This window comes from Leptospiraceae bacterium, assembly GCA_024233835.1.
GTDB lineage: Bacteria > Spirochaetota > Leptospiria > Leptospirales > Leptospiraceae > JACKPC01.
This window is the reverse complement of the sequence record JACKPC010000002.1, coordinates 168,096-184,201: the sequence shown is the minus strand read 5'-3', so window position 1 is coordinate 184,201 and position 16,106 is coordinate 168,096. Positions and strand designations below refer to the sequence as shown.

The 16,106-nt window shown below is 34.0% G+C and carries 14 protein-coding genes; 12 read left to right on the top strand and 2 right to left on the bottom strand.

Annotated elements, in window-relative coordinates; translation table 11 throughout:
* Positions 1–195: 195 nt before the first annotated feature.
* The 12 genes from H7A25_10075 to H7A25_10020 all read left to right on the top strand — a co-directional run bounded on the left by H7A25_10075 (position 196) and on the right by H7A25_10020 (position 12,313).
* The gene (locus tag H7A25_10075) at positions 196–1,038 is read left to right on the top strand and encodes an NmrA family NAD(P)-binding protein (protein ID MCP5500238.1); all 843 of its coding nucleotides are present in this window, start codon (positions 196–198) and stop codon (positions 1,036–1,038) included.
* 202 nt (positions 1,039–1,240) lie between these two features.
* Positions 1,241–2,383 (top strand): 4Fe-4S dicluster domain-containing protein, encoded by a 1,143-nt coding sequence (locus H7A25_10070; GenBank protein MCP5500237.1) that lies wholly within the window; start codon positions 1,241–1,243, stop codon positions 2,381–2,383.
* The gene (locus tag H7A25_10065) at positions 2,380–3,114 is read left to right on the top strand and encodes a DUF547 domain-containing protein (GenBank protein ID MCP5500236.1); all 735 of its coding nucleotides are present in this window, start codon (positions 2,380–2,382) and stop codon (positions 3,112–3,114) included. The genes H7A25_10070 and H7A25_10065 overlap by 4 nt, the downstream gene beginning before the upstream one ends.
* On the top strand, positions 3,107–5,224 hold the full coding sequence (locus tag H7A25_10060) for a SpoIIE family protein phosphatase (protein ID MCP5500235.1): 2,118 nt from the start codon (positions 3,107–3,109) through the stop codon (positions 5,222–5,224). The genes H7A25_10065 and H7A25_10060 overlap by 8 nt, the downstream gene beginning before the upstream one ends.
* Positions 5,225–5,531: 307 nt before the next feature.
* The gene (locus tag H7A25_10055; protein MCP5500234.1) at positions 5,532–6,572 is read left to right on the top strand and encodes an Rpn family recombination-promoting nuclease/putative transposase; all 1,041 of its coding nucleotides are present in this window, start codon (positions 5,532–5,534) and stop codon (positions 6,570–6,572) included.
* Positions 6,573–6,690: 118 nt separating this feature from the next.
* Positions 6,691–7,026, top strand: a complete 336-nt coding sequence (locus H7A25_10050; GenBank protein ID MCP5500233.1) for a hypothetical protein — start codon at positions 6,691–6,693, stop codon at positions 7,024–7,026.
* On the top strand, positions 7,023–7,511 hold the full coding sequence (locus tag H7A25_10045) for a hypothetical protein (protein ID MCP5500232.1): 489 nt from the start codon (positions 7,023–7,025) through the stop codon (positions 7,509–7,511). Before H7A25_10050 ends, H7A25_10045 begins: the two co-directional genes overlap by 4 nt.
* A 222-nt stretch (positions 7,512–7,733) precedes the next feature.
* Entirely contained in the window at positions 7,734–8,795 is a 1,062-nt protein-coding gene (locus tag H7A25_10040) for an Rpn family recombination-promoting nuclease/putative transposase (GenBank protein MCP5500231.1), read from the top strand.
* 327 nt (positions 8,796–9,122) lie between these two features.
* Complete coding sequence (locus tag H7A25_10035; GenBank protein ID MCP5500230.1) at positions 9,123–9,569, top strand: hypothetical protein; 447 nt, start codon at positions 9,123–9,125, stop codon at positions 9,567–9,569.
* Between the two features lie 170 nt (positions 9,570–9,739).
* Positions 9,740–10,507, top strand: a complete 768-nt coding sequence (locus H7A25_10030) for a hypothetical protein (GenBank protein MCP5500229.1) — start codon at positions 9,740–9,742, stop codon at positions 10,505–10,507.
* Between the two features lie 64 nt (positions 10,508–10,571).
* Positions 10,572–11,231, top strand: a complete 660-nt coding sequence (locus tag H7A25_10025; protein ID MCP5500228.1) for a hypothetical protein — start codon at positions 10,572–10,574, stop codon at positions 11,229–11,231.
* Positions 11,232–11,440: 209 nt separating this feature from the next.
* Complete coding sequence (locus H7A25_10020; protein MCP5500227.1) at positions 11,441–12,313, top strand: SDR family NAD(P)-dependent oxidoreductase; 873 nt, start codon at positions 11,441–11,443, stop codon at positions 12,311–12,313.
* 105 nt (positions 12,314–12,418) lie between these two features.
* On the opposite strand, the gene H7A25_10015 is transcribed toward H7A25_10020, so the two are convergent.
* Positions 12,419–14,923 carry a caspase family protein gene (locus H7A25_10015; protein MCP5500226.1) on the bottom strand — a complete coding sequence of 835 codons (2,505 nt, stop codon included), beginning with the start codon at positions 14,921–14,923 and terminating at the stop codon, positions 12,419–12,421.
* A 15-nt stretch (positions 14,924–14,938) separates the two neighbouring features.
* Complete coding sequence (locus tag H7A25_10010) at positions 14,939–15,880, bottom strand: hypothetical protein (protein MCP5500225.1); 942 nt, start codon at positions 15,878–15,880, stop codon at positions 14,939–14,941.
* Between the last annotated feature and the right edge of the window lie 226 nt (positions 15,881–16,106).

Sequence of the window (16,106 nt, the reverse complement as noted above, 5' to 3'; positions counted from 1 at the left end):
TTTTTCACCCAACACTCGGGTGAGCTTCCTCAACCCCAAGCAAACGTCAACTAACCGGAAATGTTGTGCGATTAATGGTACTGCAATAAACTAATTAGTTTAACATAAAAAAAGATCCTCTAAAGGGACTTTAAAAATTTATTTCACAGACTAAAAGCCTGGATATTCTGGATATAATTTAAGGAGTCATTTAATATGAATAAAATTTTGGTTGTAGGAGCTACGGGTAATATAGGGAGATTTTTAGTAGATGAACTATTGAAAGACGGTCTTTCAGTAAAAACTTTAACCAGAAATCCCGAAAAAACTAATTTTCCAGCCTCTGTGGAAGTTGTAAAAGGCGATTTAAGAAGCAGAGAGGAACTTATCAATGCTCTGATAGACGTCGAAAAGGTTTTTTTAGTTTTACCCAATATTCTTCCGGACATATTTATATCAGCCGCATCTGAATTTAAATTAAAACAAATCGTATTTGTTTCTTCTTACTCAGTTGAGATTGATTGGAATAGTAAAAATAATCTAATTGCTAAACATCATATTGAGTCCGAAGCAATTATAAAAAACAGCAAAATTCCATATACTTTTCTTAGACCTGCAGGTTTTATGACCTCAGCTTTTCAATGGTTGCATTCAATAAAATCTCAAGCTACTGTTTTCTTACCTTTTCCGGATGTACAACATGCTGTTATTCACCCGAGGGATATTGCACTATCGGCAGCTGCGGTATTTAAGAGTGATATACATTTAGGAAAGTCCTATTTATTAACTGGACCTGAATTAATTTCTTTTAGAGAGCAAGTACGATTGATTTCAGAAACAACTAAAAAAGAATTGAAAGTTATTCAACCTGAAAGAGATGCAGTTCTTAGAATGATGTCGCAGAATATGCCTTTATCCTTCGTGGAATCGATTATAGAATTACTGGAGTCTAAACCTAAAACCATAAATGTTTCTGGTAATGTGAAAGCACTTACAAATACAGATGGAATTACATTTCATACCTGGGCATTAGAAAATAAAAATATTTTTCTCTCATAAGGCTTATATTAATAAGCTAATGAACCAAGGAATCCCGCAACAAAAATTATTATTTTATTCCGTGTGAGCAGCCGGTATTTTCCATGTGAGCGGCTCATAGACTTCGCGTGAGCGGCTTGCACAGATTGCTTTATGATTTGACATAGAGGGAGGAGAAGCTTTCAATGAGGAGAGTAAAAACCTGTTTCGATAGGAGTTCATTATGGGAAATGCAAAAAAGAGAAGTCTTACGGAAAAATTTTTAGCACTGCTTTTTGTTCTCATTATTACCTTATTTTATCTCGTTTACAAATATCCTACACTTTTCGTAAGAGAAGAGCAGATCCGGGATACCTTTTATTTTTTGGGAAAATCCCTTTCTTTTTGGTACGGACTTATTTATACCCTGCTGGTTTGTGGAATTTCTCTTCGTCTGCTGGTTCAAAACAAAAGTCCCTATTTGAAAGGAAATAAAGTCAAGGAACTCGGTACATATCATCGCTGGAAGTTTACTTCTATTTTAATAAGCCAGTTTATTTTTTTCTTCTTTATTCCCTTTGTTCTACCTGCTTTATTAGGTAAGCAGGATTTTTGGAATGATCCTCTCAGCAAATATGGCTTTTCTGATGATATAAGTAGTAATGATGCCTATGTGCATAAAGAAAATTATATATATGTTTACAATGGTTTCCGAAACCTATCTGGCTTTATCTATATATTTATTGTCGTACCCTTATCGGTCTGGTTTTTTGGAAAGAGATATTGTTCCTGGTTTTGTGCCTGTGGTAATTTAGCTGAAACTGTGGGAACTACATCTCCGGGTAGGAAATGGGTGATAGAATATACTCCGAGAGGAGAAAAATCATCGAAACTGGAACGTTTACAATATGTATTCTTTAGTATAGCCTTTCTTTTCGGGATCATTCTTTTTTTGGATATACAAAAGCTATTTAGTTCCAAATCTTTACTTGAATTTAGCTGGGCTTTTCAATTTTTAGTAGTAGATTTTATGTTTGGTTCTATTATAGGTGTAGGAGCTTATCCTTTTTTGGGAACCCGTATCTGGTGTCGTTACGGTTGTCCTCTCGCAGGCATGATGCGACTTTTTGGCAAATATTTCGGCTCAAAATTTCGTGTGCAGGCTAATGATAAATGCAGGGGAATCGGACACTGTACTGCCGTTTGTCCTATGGGAATCGATGTGGCATCTTATGCTCATAAGGATAAAAAACCGATAGAAGGTAGTTTTGGACTGGATATAAGTCCCTGTATAGGTTGCGGAGGTTGTATTTCTTCCTGTCCGGTACAGGCATTGAGTTTTCAAAAACAGAAAGATAAAGTATCAAGTGGGGGTAAAGAAGAGTGAAGTATTTTTTTCCTATTCTTATTAGTTTGTTAGTATATTCGAAAACTATAAATGCCTTTGATCATTCTCATAGTGTATTTAACGGTTTATTAAAATTGTATGTTTCTGATGGAAAAGTGAAGTATAAAGCATTCAAGGATAATGCAAACTTTGAAAATTATTTAAAATCTTTATCTTCGGTAAAGATGAAAGAATACTCTGGTTTTTCTAAAAAAGAAAAGCTGGCTTTTCTCATTAACGCCTATAATGCTTTTACTATCAAGCTGGTAGCAGATAAATACCCGGTAAAAAGCATTCGAGACATTACTAATAGACCCTGGGCCTGGACACCCTGGAAGATCAAGTTTTTTCAATTATTGGAAGACAAGCGTCATCTTGACTGGATAGAGCATAATATGCTTAGAACCAAATTTGATGAGCCAAGAATTCATTTTGCTATTGTCTGTGCTTCTGTGGGTTGTCCTGACTTAGCTTCTTTTGCTTATTCGGTAGAATCTCTGGAAAAACAATTGGAAAAAGCTCAGGAGAAGTTTTTATTATCGTATCCATCCAAAAACAGATACGATAAAAAAAAGAAGGTACTTTACCTTTCTCCTATTTTTAAATGGTTTCATCACGATTTTACAAGGAAAGGAAGCCTGATAGAATATGTTGATGAAGTAATGAAGTTAAACATTCCTCCCAGTACAGAAATCAAATATACAAATTATAGTTGGAAGTTGAATGAGTAAATGGAACTTAATAAAATTTGAATTCTATTTATGTATATCTATAATTATATTTCTTATGTTTCCATTTTCTTTTTTGAGAGCGGAAGTAATATCTATTAATGTTAGAGAAAATAGCAAATTACAAATAGGAGAAGAATTTGAATTTTTAGAAGATAAGACCGGTAAAATGGAACTGGAAACCGTCCAAAAATTAGATACCTGGCAGAAAAGTAGATCTAATTTTATCAGCACGGGTTTTTCTACTTCTTATTACTGGTTTCGATTCTCTCTTCATAATCCTACAAAGAAAAAACTAAGACTTGTCTTTGATACAGGTTTTTCGAGACAGGATAGATTTGAGTTTTATGAAATTTATAAAGAAGGAAACATAAAAAAGACTGTAGTAGGGGACTTATATGTTTTTTCTAAAAGACCGATAAAAAACCCAAATTTTTGTTTTCCAATAGAATTTGAAGCAGGTTCTTCTGTTCAATATTATATACGTACTCATTCTATTCGTAATGCGTTTCGACTTACTCCTTCGATATACGGATTAGAACAGTTTCAGGAAGAGAATACAAAAAAGACCCTGATTAATGGGATTATCTATGGAAGTCTTATTATCATGTTCGTATATAATCTCTTTCTTTTCATTACGATTAAAGACTATAGTTATATTTATCTCGCCTTTGTTATAATTTTCTATTTCTTTTATTTGCTTTGTTTACATGGTATTTCTTTTCAGTATTTCTATCCGAATAATATAAAGTTGCAAAATTATGATTATCATATACTGACTCCTTTAATCCTTATCTCCGGGAATTTATTCATGAATCAGTATCTTGTATTATATCGAATTTCAAAATTGATGAATAAACTCTCATGGATTATTTATATTATTTATATATTCTGTTTACTGCATATACCTTTTGTCATTACTCATTATCCGGCGTATGCGTTTTATTATACAAATATCATTCTGCTATATTCAACAGTTTTTTATTGTTTTGTATCGATTTACTTATTTATAAAAAGATACAGACAGGCCTACTTCATAGCTTATTCCTGGATGATTATTTTGCTGATTGTGATCTTCAGAATTCTTTCTTTACTAAAAGTAATCCCTTTTAGTATATTTGTTGCTGAATACATTCATGTTGTAGGAGTTTCTTTGATGATGGTGATTTTTTCTTTAGCCCTGGCGGATAAGGTGAATACTCTAAAAAAGCAATTAATTAAAGTAAATGATAATTTAGAAGAAAAAATAAATCAAAGAACAGTAGATTTGCATAAAACTTTGATGGAAATACAGGATTTAAAAGAACAGCAGGATGCAGATTATTTTCTCACCTCTTTACTGGCTGAGCCTCTGGGCAATAATCATTTAGAAAGTGAAAATGTCGAAGTAGAGTTTTTTCTGAAACAAAAAAAGGAGTTTTCATTTCGGAATAAGCAATATGAGATTGGAGGAGATATTTGTATTTCAGATAGTATTATATTAAAGGGGAAACGATATGCGGTTATCAGTAATGCCGATGCAATGGGTAAATCCTTGCAGGGTGCTTCCGGTATACTTATCTTTGCTTCTGTGTTTCATGCTATATTAAACCGAACAAAAATGACTATGTCCATGCAAGAACAGAGTCCGAAACAATGGATGGAGAATACTTTTAAAGAGTTAAATGGAACTTTTGAAGCCTTTGAATTGTTAATGATGGTTTCATTTGTCCTGGTACTAATTGATGAATCGACAGGTATGATGTATTCTATAAATGCGGAACATCCTTTTATGGTTTTATATCGGGATAAATATGCTTCTTACCTTGAAAGTAGAAATATGTTCCTAAAATTAGGAATTCCTAAAGAATATGAAGAAATCGAGATACGCGAATTTCAATTAAAATCCGGAGATGTGATTCTATTAGGAAGTGATGGCAAGGATGATATAATGGTAAATGAGGAAGAAACAGAAGAAACCCAGTTTCACAACGATCCAAAGAGATATTTAGAATTTATAGTTAATTCCAATGCTGATTTGTATTTATTATATGACTTGATTAGTTCGGGAGGAGAGCTGATTGACGATGTCTCTCTGGTAAAGATTCTGTATAAGAGCCTGTCTGAAAATTAAGCTACAGGCTCTTGCAGCTTGCTTTTCTTTAATAGATAAGCCTATTTTAAGACACGCTGTAAGTAATATCCAAAAAGGAAGATAAAAAAAAGAGTTTTTTTTTGTTTAGAAAAAGAAGCATACCCGTTTGCCTTCTTCCATGCTTTTGCCTGTTCGAGTAGTCCTTCGATGTCCGGTTCGTGTGAGCACGTAAAACAGCAGCGATTTGTAGCCTTCTTTTTCGGCATCGGCAAGTGAGCCTTTGTTCAATGATTGCACCAAATATATTTTTCTTGACGAATCATTCTGTGAATAGTTTTTAAGCCTGGTGGATCATAATTCCTTTTTTAAAATTACTTTCCAGAACCGCGAAAATGCTATTGACTTTTTGAGACACAAGCTACCGCAGGAACTCTTAAAAGACATTCTATTGGATTCTCTCGAAATTACAAAAGATAGTTTCGTCGATGCCAATTATCAGGATGTGCATTCGGATATGCTCTTCAAAGTTCCGATAGCCGGCAAAGATAGCTACATCTATCTTCTTCTCGAGCACAAAAGTTATCCCGATAAAATGACTTCATTCCAGCTATTGAAATACATGCTGGGAATCTGGAGTCTTCATGTAAGCCAGGAGAAAAAAGAGAAGTCGCTTGTTCTTCCTCTTATCCTGCCGGTACTTTTATATCACGGAAAAAACGAATGGCAATATGGTAATAATTTTCAGAGTATACAGGAAATGATGCCCGGCTGGGAAAAATACCAGGTCAATTTTTCCTATATAGTTTATGATTTTTCCAGGTTTCAAGAAGAAGATATCAAAGGAGAAATAACTACAAGACTCTTTACCCTGCTCTTGAAGTATATCAATCGCGAAGAGTTTGAAGAAAAACTGGTACAAATTATTTCCCTGCTGGCTGAATTAGCAGAAAAGAAAACCGGCATGGAATATATAGAAACCGTCCTTCTCTATATGCTATCAGGTGTGAAAAAAATTGAACTTGACAGTCTAAAATCAATGATGGAGACTAAAGAAAGCAGGAGAGTAAAGGATATGCTGGTATCACTGTTAGATAAAATTGAGCAAAAAGGCTATGATAGAGCATTACATCTTGTAGAAATTGCGAAAAGAAGAGCTGAAGACGAGAAAAGAAGAGCTGAAGACGAGAAAAGAAGAGCTGAACTCGCAGAAAGAAAAGCCGAACTTGCAGAAAGAAAAGCCGAACGGGCCGAACGGAAAAAAGCTCTCCGAACTGCCCTTCATCTCCAGGAATCGGGTTCTGAGCTGGCATTTATTGTTAAAATTACCGAGCTGGATGAGGTCTACCTCCAACGCTTTTTTAAAATAACGGCCTTGAGCTGTAAATAGTAACACTGGCCTTTACCTTTAAACAGACTACCTGCCGGAGTACACCGCCTATCGTTTTTTTTATAAAGAGCTTGCTTTTCAAAGATGATAATAAGTAAATATGCGTATAGGAGTGACTATGAAAGATGAACAACCTGACTTATTTAGAAGAGAAGATTATCTAAAAAAAGACGCAAAAGCAGATTATTTATTTTCAAAATCCTACAACGATATGTCTTGTGAAATAAGCCGTGTTGCAAATGAAGAAATTACAATATGGACAAGAATAGTTTCTTGGATTTATTCTGTAATTCACAGAGATCCAAGGAAATTTAAAAAATTTCAAAATACAGAAGAAAAATTCAAATCAGCCCGTGCTTTTAACAAAATGAGTGATTCTCTTAAAACGGTTCCTGATCATACAATGGATAATCACCAGATAATGGAACATACGAAACGAGAAATAAAGCCATGATATGGAAGGAAGTATTCAACCAAAGAATTCCGGGGTACATTATTTTTTTGTGTAATCCCTTAAGAAAGATCTCACTCATAGAACTCCGACAGGGTTTTAATTCAGAATATGATAATGTATTAAATTTCTATCTTGATAGAATGGAAGAATCTATTCACTCCAGAAACATTGACTTAAACAAATTTGAAGAAGTTAGAGAGCTTTCACTGGAATATGCTGAATACGAAATTTTATATTCAACAGAGGAACTGACTGAAATTAAAAATTCCTTACCCGCTAATCAGGAATATATCTTAATTTATTCTACAGATGATATTGTAAATTCTTACAATTCTTTAAAGACAGATTTTTATTTAAAAAATAATTCTTCCTGCTTTTGCTTACGAAAAGACATTCCCGAACTTTTAGAAATTCAAAGAGAACACTTGAGCGAATACGAACACGGGGATATTTTCCGGATTGGAAATTCTTATTCTGAAAGTTAAAGGCTAAAGCTTTAGAATCCTAAATTCCTACTTCCCCCGTTTGCCTTCTTCCACGCTTTCGACTGTTCAACTAACCCTTCAATGTCCGGTTCGTGTGGAGCACGTAAGAAAGCACCGTATATGTAGCCTTCCTTTTCGGCATCGGCAAGTGAGCCTTTGTTCAATGATTCCGCGAAGGAGATTTTTCTTGACGAATCATTCTGTGAATAGTTTTTAAGCCTGGTGGATCATAATTCCTTTTTCAAAATTACTTTCCAGAACCGGGAGAATGCTATCGACTTCCTGAAACACAAATTACCTCAGGAGTTGTTAAAAGACATCCAACTGGATTCTCTCGAAATAACAAAAGATAGTTTCGTCGATGCCAATTATCAGGATGTGCATTCGGATATGCTCTTCAAAGTTCCGATAGCCGGCAAAGATAGCTACATCTATCTTCTTCTCGAACACAAAAGTTATCCCGATAGAATGACTTCCTTTCAGCTATTGAAATACATGCTCGGAATTTGGAGCCTTCATATAAGCCAAGAGAAAAAAGAGAAGTCGCTTGTTCTTCCTCTTATCCTGCCTGTGCTTTTATATCACGGAAAAAACGAATGGCAATATGGTAATAATTTTCAGAGTATACAGGAAATGATGCCCGGCTGGGAAAAATACCAGGTCAATTTTTCCTATATAGTTTATGATTTTTCCAGGTTTCAAGAAGAAGATATCAAAGGAGAAATAACTACAAGACTCTTTACCCTGCTCTTGAAATATATCAATCGCGAAGAATTTGAAGAAAAGCTGGTGCAAATTATTTCCCTGCTGGCTGAATTAGCAGAAAAGAAAACCGGCATGGAATATATAGAAACCGTCCTTCTCTATATGCTATCAGGTGTGAAAAAAATTGAACTTGACAGTCTAAAATCAATGATGGAAAGTAGAGAAAGCAGGAGAGTAAAGGATATGCTGGTATCACTGTTAGATAAAATTGAGCAAAAAGGCTATGATAGAGCATTACATCTTGTAGAAATTGCGAAAAGAAGAGCTGAAGACGAGAAAAGAAGAGCTGAGGACGAGAAAAGAAGAGCTGAGGACGAGAAAAGAAGAGCTGAACTCGCAGAAAGAAAAGCCGAACTTGCAGAAAGAAAAGCGAGGCGAGCCGAACGTAAAAAAGCTCTCCGAACTGCCCTTCATCTCCAGGAATCGGGTTCTGAGCTGGCATTTATTGTTAAAATTACCGAGCTGGATGAGGTCTACCTCCAACGCTTTTTTAAAAGAACGGCCTTGAGCTGTAAATAGTAACACAGGCTAAATTCCTACTTCCCACGTCGCTCTTATCTGTATAAATTTAGCTTTACAAAATACTGTTTTTCTAAGGACATGAGTGAATTCGACGATCCTCAAGTGCCTGTTCATAGACAGATTTCGCACAGCCTTCCAGAGTTTTTACATAATGAGGATACAGCAATTCTCGGTGAAAAATAAAGAGCTTTCAGATGGTCTTTTAGCTGCATAAATCATCACTTTCAGGGATATGTCAAAAATAATTTCGTAAAGGAATTACAAAATTATTGTACATATAAACGGTTTTTCCATCGTATCCAAAAGCTTATTTAGGGGAAGAGCATGGATACCGGAATAAAAGAAAGAAAACATCTAAACTTTGAATCTTTATTGTCTTACGCGAAAGAAACTTTTAGCAAAGTAAGTGATGGCAGGCAAGTCGGAAAAGTAAAATACAGTATGGATGAAATTCTAACTTCGGCATTCGGTTGTTTTTATTTTCAGGAGTCTTCTTTCCTACAATATCAGCTAAAAATGCAGGAAGGAACTTCTCAAAGTAATATATCCTCTATATTAGGAGTAAAAAATATTCCTAAAGAATATAAAGAAATCGAGATACGCGAATTTCAATTAAAATTCGGAGACATGATTCTATTAGGAAGTGATGGCAAGGATGATATAATGGTAACTGAGGAAGAAACAGAAGAGACCCTGTTTCATAACGATCCAAAGAGATACTTAGACTTAATAGTTAATTCCAATGCTGATTTGCTTTTCTTTAAGAGATAAGCCTATTTTAAGACACGCTGTAAGTAATATCCAAAAAGGAAGATAAAAAAAAGAGTTATTTTTTTGTTTAGAAAAAGAAGCATATTCGTTTGCCATACACTTTTTTATAAAAAATCTTGACCCAAATTTCCTAATAGTAAGAACATGACAAAAAAATCCGAGGAATTTTTATGAAAATACTCTGCTTACTATTATCGATGTCTGTATTCCTGCTGTTTTGTGACACACCGAAGAAAGCCTGTTACGATAAGTGCTCTAAGAAAAAAGACCAGTGTATGATGCTACAGGTAGCAACAACTGCTCCTATACTCGCAAGTCCCACAGGAAGCTCGAGTGTTAAATACGTAGAGAAAAAGGAAGATGATTCCACGACCAATCCGAACGATTATGTACAAAATAGTGAAAAAATCAGTGCTCCCAGTTATTTATCGGGATTTATTACAACCTATTATACATTTGAAAGATTTACCGGGAATCTTAGTTCTTCCACGGATATTGATCATTTTCTTCTTGGTTATTCCAGTATAAATAACGGTTCGGATTCCTATCCCATAACAGTAGAATCCGGAGAGGTGGAATGTACGATTTACAAGCTTGTAAAAAATTATGAACCTTTTTTTGACCCATCTTTAGATCCCAAAGAAAAAGACCCGGCCAATTTACCGGATTACTTTACCTACATGGGGAAAATCAATTCCTCTTCATCTTATACCTATACCCTTCCCGCTTCTCAAGCTTTCGGAGATTATTTAAAGCTACACTGCTATCTTCCCTCCGGGAAAACACCGGGAGAGTATAAACTACTGTTTACAGTTCAGAAAGCCGGGGTGGTAGGACACCTCGATACAGGACAGATTATGGCATTAAACTCCATAATATCCTGTGAAAAAGAAGAAAAAGATTGTGAAAAAAAGTGCAATAAATCAAATCCGTTCTAAAAAAAGGACTTGATTATTTTATGACGCAGGTGTAAAATAGGTGAAAAGCCAAAAGGAACCGAAAATGAAAACTCTCATCTCTCATCTCTCATCTCTCATCTCTATTTTTAGTTTATTTATTCTTTCCCTCATTTTTCATTCATGTATTTCAACTCATAAAATTTCCCATGAGAATAAATCACGTATTAAAAAAGCTGTAATATCTTCTATAACGAAAGGAAATGCAGCAAAAAATATGTATTACCATGGTCCGAGTCTTATTGGAGCATTTACTGGTGTATTACAGGGTCCGGTTACAGCAGAATTGTCTAAAGGAGAAGGGCATGCAATTTCTTTTATTGCAACGAAAAATGGAATTTTAATTGAGGAAATTTCCAAAGAAGCTTTAAAAACTGAGTTGAATAAAGCCGGCAATATAGAAGTTACAGATTCAGAAGAAACTGTAGATGCATTTATAAATATAGAAATTCTCCAATATGGATATTCGATTCCGAGTTCTTTACATTCTACGGTAGTTCCCATATTAAGATTAAAAGTATCAATGGAAGGTAAGAGCAAAGAACTCATCTGGCAGGATTCGGAAAGTCTGTTGACCATTAATAATCCCGTTCCTCCTGAAAAACCGGAAGAGTTAATTACAAATCCTGAATTAATTCGTAAAACCTGGAAGCTCGCAACTGATGTATTAGCAAAAGAACTTGTAGCAAACATGTATGAAAATTAGAGTATAAGTATATTTACATAAACTAAAATTCCTGAAAAATTCATCAAAAGAAACTTAACATTACCTATAAAAAATAGTTAATTCCAATGCTGATTTGCTTTTCTTTAATAGATAAGCCTATTTTAAGACACGCTGTAAGTAATATCCAAAAAGAAAGATAAAAAATTGAACTTGACATCATCTGTAATGAATGATTAAAAAGAAACCTTATGGAATTAAAAGGAAAAATTGCTATCGTTACAGGTGCAAATACTGGCTTAGGTTTTGAGACTGCATTAGGTTTATATCAAAAGGGAGCAAAAGTATATCTTGCATGCCGAAGCGAAGAAAAAGGCCTGGATGCTATCAAAAGAATAAAAGATTCATCAGGTGCCGGGGTCGGGGAATTGGTTTATACTCATCTAAACCTGGCGAGTTTGAATGCAGTAAAAGAATTTGCAGATAAGTTTATTAAGGCCGAATCAAGATTAGATTTACTGATTAACAATGCAGGAGTTATGATTCCACCTCCATCGAAAAGTGAAGATGGTTTTGAACTACAGTTTGGAGTTAATTTTCTCGGTCATTTTGCCTTAACCGGCCATCTGTTTCATCTATTAGAATCAAGCATTGGCTCTCGAGTAGTAACTTTAAGTAGCATCGCTCATCGAGGCGCTGTAATTGATTTCGATAATTTTAAATTAGAGAAGCCATATAATAGTTGGAGAGAATATGGACAAAGCAAATTGGCGGACTTAGTTTTTACTCTTGAGTTTCATAAAAGACTAAAAAATCATGGCTATCAAACCATGTCGCTTGCTGCACATCCTGGTTTTAGTAAGACCGACTTGCAAAAATATATGGAAAAAAGTATGCTTGACTCACTTGAATTAATGACGGCTAAACAGGGAGCTGAACCAACTTTGGCTGCTTGTTTACGAACTGATGCAAAGGGAGGACAGTATTGGGGTCCCGATGGACCTAATGAGCAGAAGGGCAAGCCTGCTTTAGCCAAAATAGATTCAGTGGCATTCGACGAAGAACGCAATGCCAAATTATGGGATTGGGCAAAGAAAATAACAGGAGTTAGCTTCCCTTTTTAATATAAAAAACATCTATTTACTGTCCTTAGTGATTCTAAGGAAATAAATAGATAGTTCTTTTAAACAATAAAGGTGTTTATTAAAAGTGTCCTATGAAAGACACTTTTATTTCCTCTTTCTTTTTGATAAAAATTGATATTTTACAGGACGGTAAAATTTATCCAGGCTTAATTTGATTATTTTGTCGGAACCCGGAACTTGAATATAGGAAAAGTATTTAGCCTGTAAAAGAATATCTTTATCTGTTATATGTTCTTCAAGGGTTAATCTACCTGCGTTGTCATAAGAATATTTGTATTTTGCAATACCTTCAGGATCATTAATCGAAATATTTTTGGAGTTAAAAAACTCTTTAGCTACCAAGTTAGAATCTGTATCATAGGTGAATAATATTTTAGCGATTCCAAACTCGTTATCTTTTAATTTATTATCAGCACTAAACGATTCTTCTTTGATTACCCTGCTATTATCATCATAAGTATATTCTATAAAAGCAATATTATTAATATCATTTACTGTATTTCCTCTTTTGTTTTTGTTTATCTTTTTTTGTACTTGTCCGTTTGTATTGTAAACAAAGTCTATCTCAGAAATCCCGTAAATATTATTTGATTGGTAATTCTCACTATTATAGTAAATCTCTCTGAGCTTTTGCTTTTTTTCGTTGTATCGATAAACAATTCTCGCAATACCATAATAGGGTTCGTTAATCAGTTTTCCGGCTGAATTTTTATATTCCTGTTCTAAAATATTTCCGGATTCGTCATATTCAATATTTTTTTGAGCGATCCCATAGGGAAGAAGTTCCTGATTTTTGTTCCTGTATTCTATAGTTTCTTTATTGTTTGTATATACATAGTTTACCAGGGCAACTCCTGCACCATTTTCCTTTAACTCACCGTTTATATCAAGGTACCTGATTTCAAGAGGTTTATTTTTACTATTATATTTATAAGTAATTTTCGCTACCCCATATTTTTCTACAGGTTTTCCTTCTTCGTTATAAAATGCTTCTATTAGTTTATTTCCATTATCATCATATAAATATTCATATTTGGAAATTCCGAATTTGTTTCGAGCTGGTTTGCCTCTCGCATCCAGGTACTGTTCCGATATTTTTTTTCCAAATGCATTATATTCATAAATATATTTTGCGATTCCTTTAGAGTTTTCAATAGGTTTATGGTTTGCATTATAAAACTCTTTGCGCATTAAGAAGTCAGAGGGATTATATTTCATTTCTATAATAGAAATTCCTTCCTGGCTTGTAGTAATTTTCCCGGAAGAATCTTTAAATGTTTCTATTTTTAAGGTATATTCTTTTTCTTGTTTTATCTCTATATGCTTATATATTGTTTTAACTTTCTTGTTATTTTCAGTATATTCCTTGAGACGAACCGTGTTTTTATCATAAAAATGTTCTATCGATTTATTATTATCAAATATTCTTATTTCATAAGTATTATTTTCAAAAGGAATTACACCATAAGTAAAAACCAAATCACCTTTTGTATTAAACTGCTTAGCCAGAAACTTGTTTTCTCCGTATTCATAACTCATGCGCGAAACACCATTCAAATCGGAAAGCAAGTATTTTTTACCTGAACCGTAAGTAAAGAAGTTCTGACTGAGTCTGCGATTATAAGTATCAAAGAGGATGCGGGAATATCTTATAACTTTATTATCATTTTGATATTTTACAATTTCACTGTGTATATCTTTGTCCGGTCTTCCTACTGCAATTAAAAAATTCCCGGTATAGTCACCTGCGGTATAAGGTACCTGTTCTTTCCCTTTTAGATTTTTTGCGTAGTTTCTAATATTCTGTTCGGTATAGGTTTTTAAGGCATCAAAAGTAACATATTCAGGACCTAAGTCCTGGACGCCACCGCTGATTCCTTTCACTAAATAATAAGTGAATAAACCTCCTCCTAAATCTCTTACTTCGTAAGAATAGCCACCGGGTTTTGTGCTCATCATAATGGCTACTCCTTTTGCATTTAATACTTCATCGGGAAAATTTCCAAAAATCTTTCCGCTGAGACTTTTTCTTCCTTCTACAATTTTCTCACGACAGGCATCTATAAAGAACATAGCCTTTGGAACTTTTTTTGCTTCTTTGGCAAGCTGAGAAATACTGATAGCATTTTTTATTTCTTTGGAATCATAGATTGCGTTAATTGGAGCTATAACATTTTCTCCATTCTGAGCCATAAAGCCGTGTCCGGAAAAATAGAATAAGAGTAGATCGGGTTTTTCTTTTATGATTCGATTATAAGTGCTTACTATGTTTTTCTTTGTTGGAAGCAATTTTGGGTTTTCTTTTCCGGTTTCGTCGTTCATTAGAATAATCTCATTGAATTTACCTACCTGTTCTAATGCCAATTTCATCTTGAGAGAATCATTATTAGCAAAAAAAAGATGGGCAAGAGATTTGTATTCATTAACACCGATAATCAAAGCAATTCTTCTGGAGTTTTTCCATTCATCCAATTCCAATCTTTCGGCCATGCCGATGCCTTTAGCTCGAAACTCTAATATTTCCTGGTCCTTTCCGTATAGAAAGCTTAGACTGCAAATATAAAAGAATAATATAATGTATCTTTTCATTTAAATATCCCTCGTTCAAAAATGATGTAAAAAAGTAAATTTAAAGTTTTCTGAAATACTATTTTTAATACCCATAGAATTCATTGTCCGATTATAATAGATAGAAAAGTTCACTCTATCAGAAGCTGAATATTTAAAAAATGCTGCATCCAGTATATTTCCTATCCAGAATAATCCCAATACATAGGCTGATTGTAACATGTATTGTTCTTTTTTTTTCAAATCGGATTTTAAGGGTGATAAAGTCAAAGCATTGATGGCCAGGGCATTTTCATTCATCGTATAGGGAATTGTAATGGCGGTTGCATATTTTTCACCTGCGTGAATATAGGCCCTATTTGATAGATAGTAATTGGTTAATAGTATAGCACCTGTTACGGCAAAAATTTTGGCTTTAAAACTATTTCCTTCATGCCATTGACCGTATCCCGGAAATAAAGAAGAACGCCAGATGTAAGGAAATCTGGATTCGTCGTGTTTCCAGGGTACTCCATATAGATGGGATTGGACATTTTGAGAAAATTTTTCAACATTTTTTTTAATATCCGCATCTTTTTTAATGATGATTTCATCAGAAAATTCTATATATCCTGTTTTATGATCCATAATAATAATTTTAACTACGGAACCCTGTTCTATTTTGTAGATATTTGCAAAAAGAGCTTTATCTGAATTTGTTAGTTTGGCTACTTTAAGAGCACATTCCGCTCCAATGCAACCCAGTAGTTCTTGAGGGTGTTCTTTATAGGTTTTTTGAATGAGATTTTTGGATGTAAGTTTATACAGGGGCTTTAACTTTTTTCGAATTAGATTTGAAATTTCTTCACTTTGCTTTTTAGAGATTTCTGTACCCGAGTGAAAAGGAACTATTGCTAGAGAATAGGTTTCTGCTTTTGAATACAGATTTCCTGATGAAATAAGCAAGAAAATTAATAAAACTAATAGATAATTCTTCATGAATAAAAACACTTCTAATAACGCATTTTTCTTTCCGGAGGGTATACTGTAAATTAAATAAAAAAATATTTCTTGCAAAAATTTACATTGGTTTTCATTTTTGGAGTATATACAAATATGGACATTTTGTTATGTGTAGAAAACTTATATCCCTTTTTCCCATTTTAATTTTGGGTCTTATTTTACAGTGCTACCCAAATTATTATAATCGAGGTGATCCGGAAAC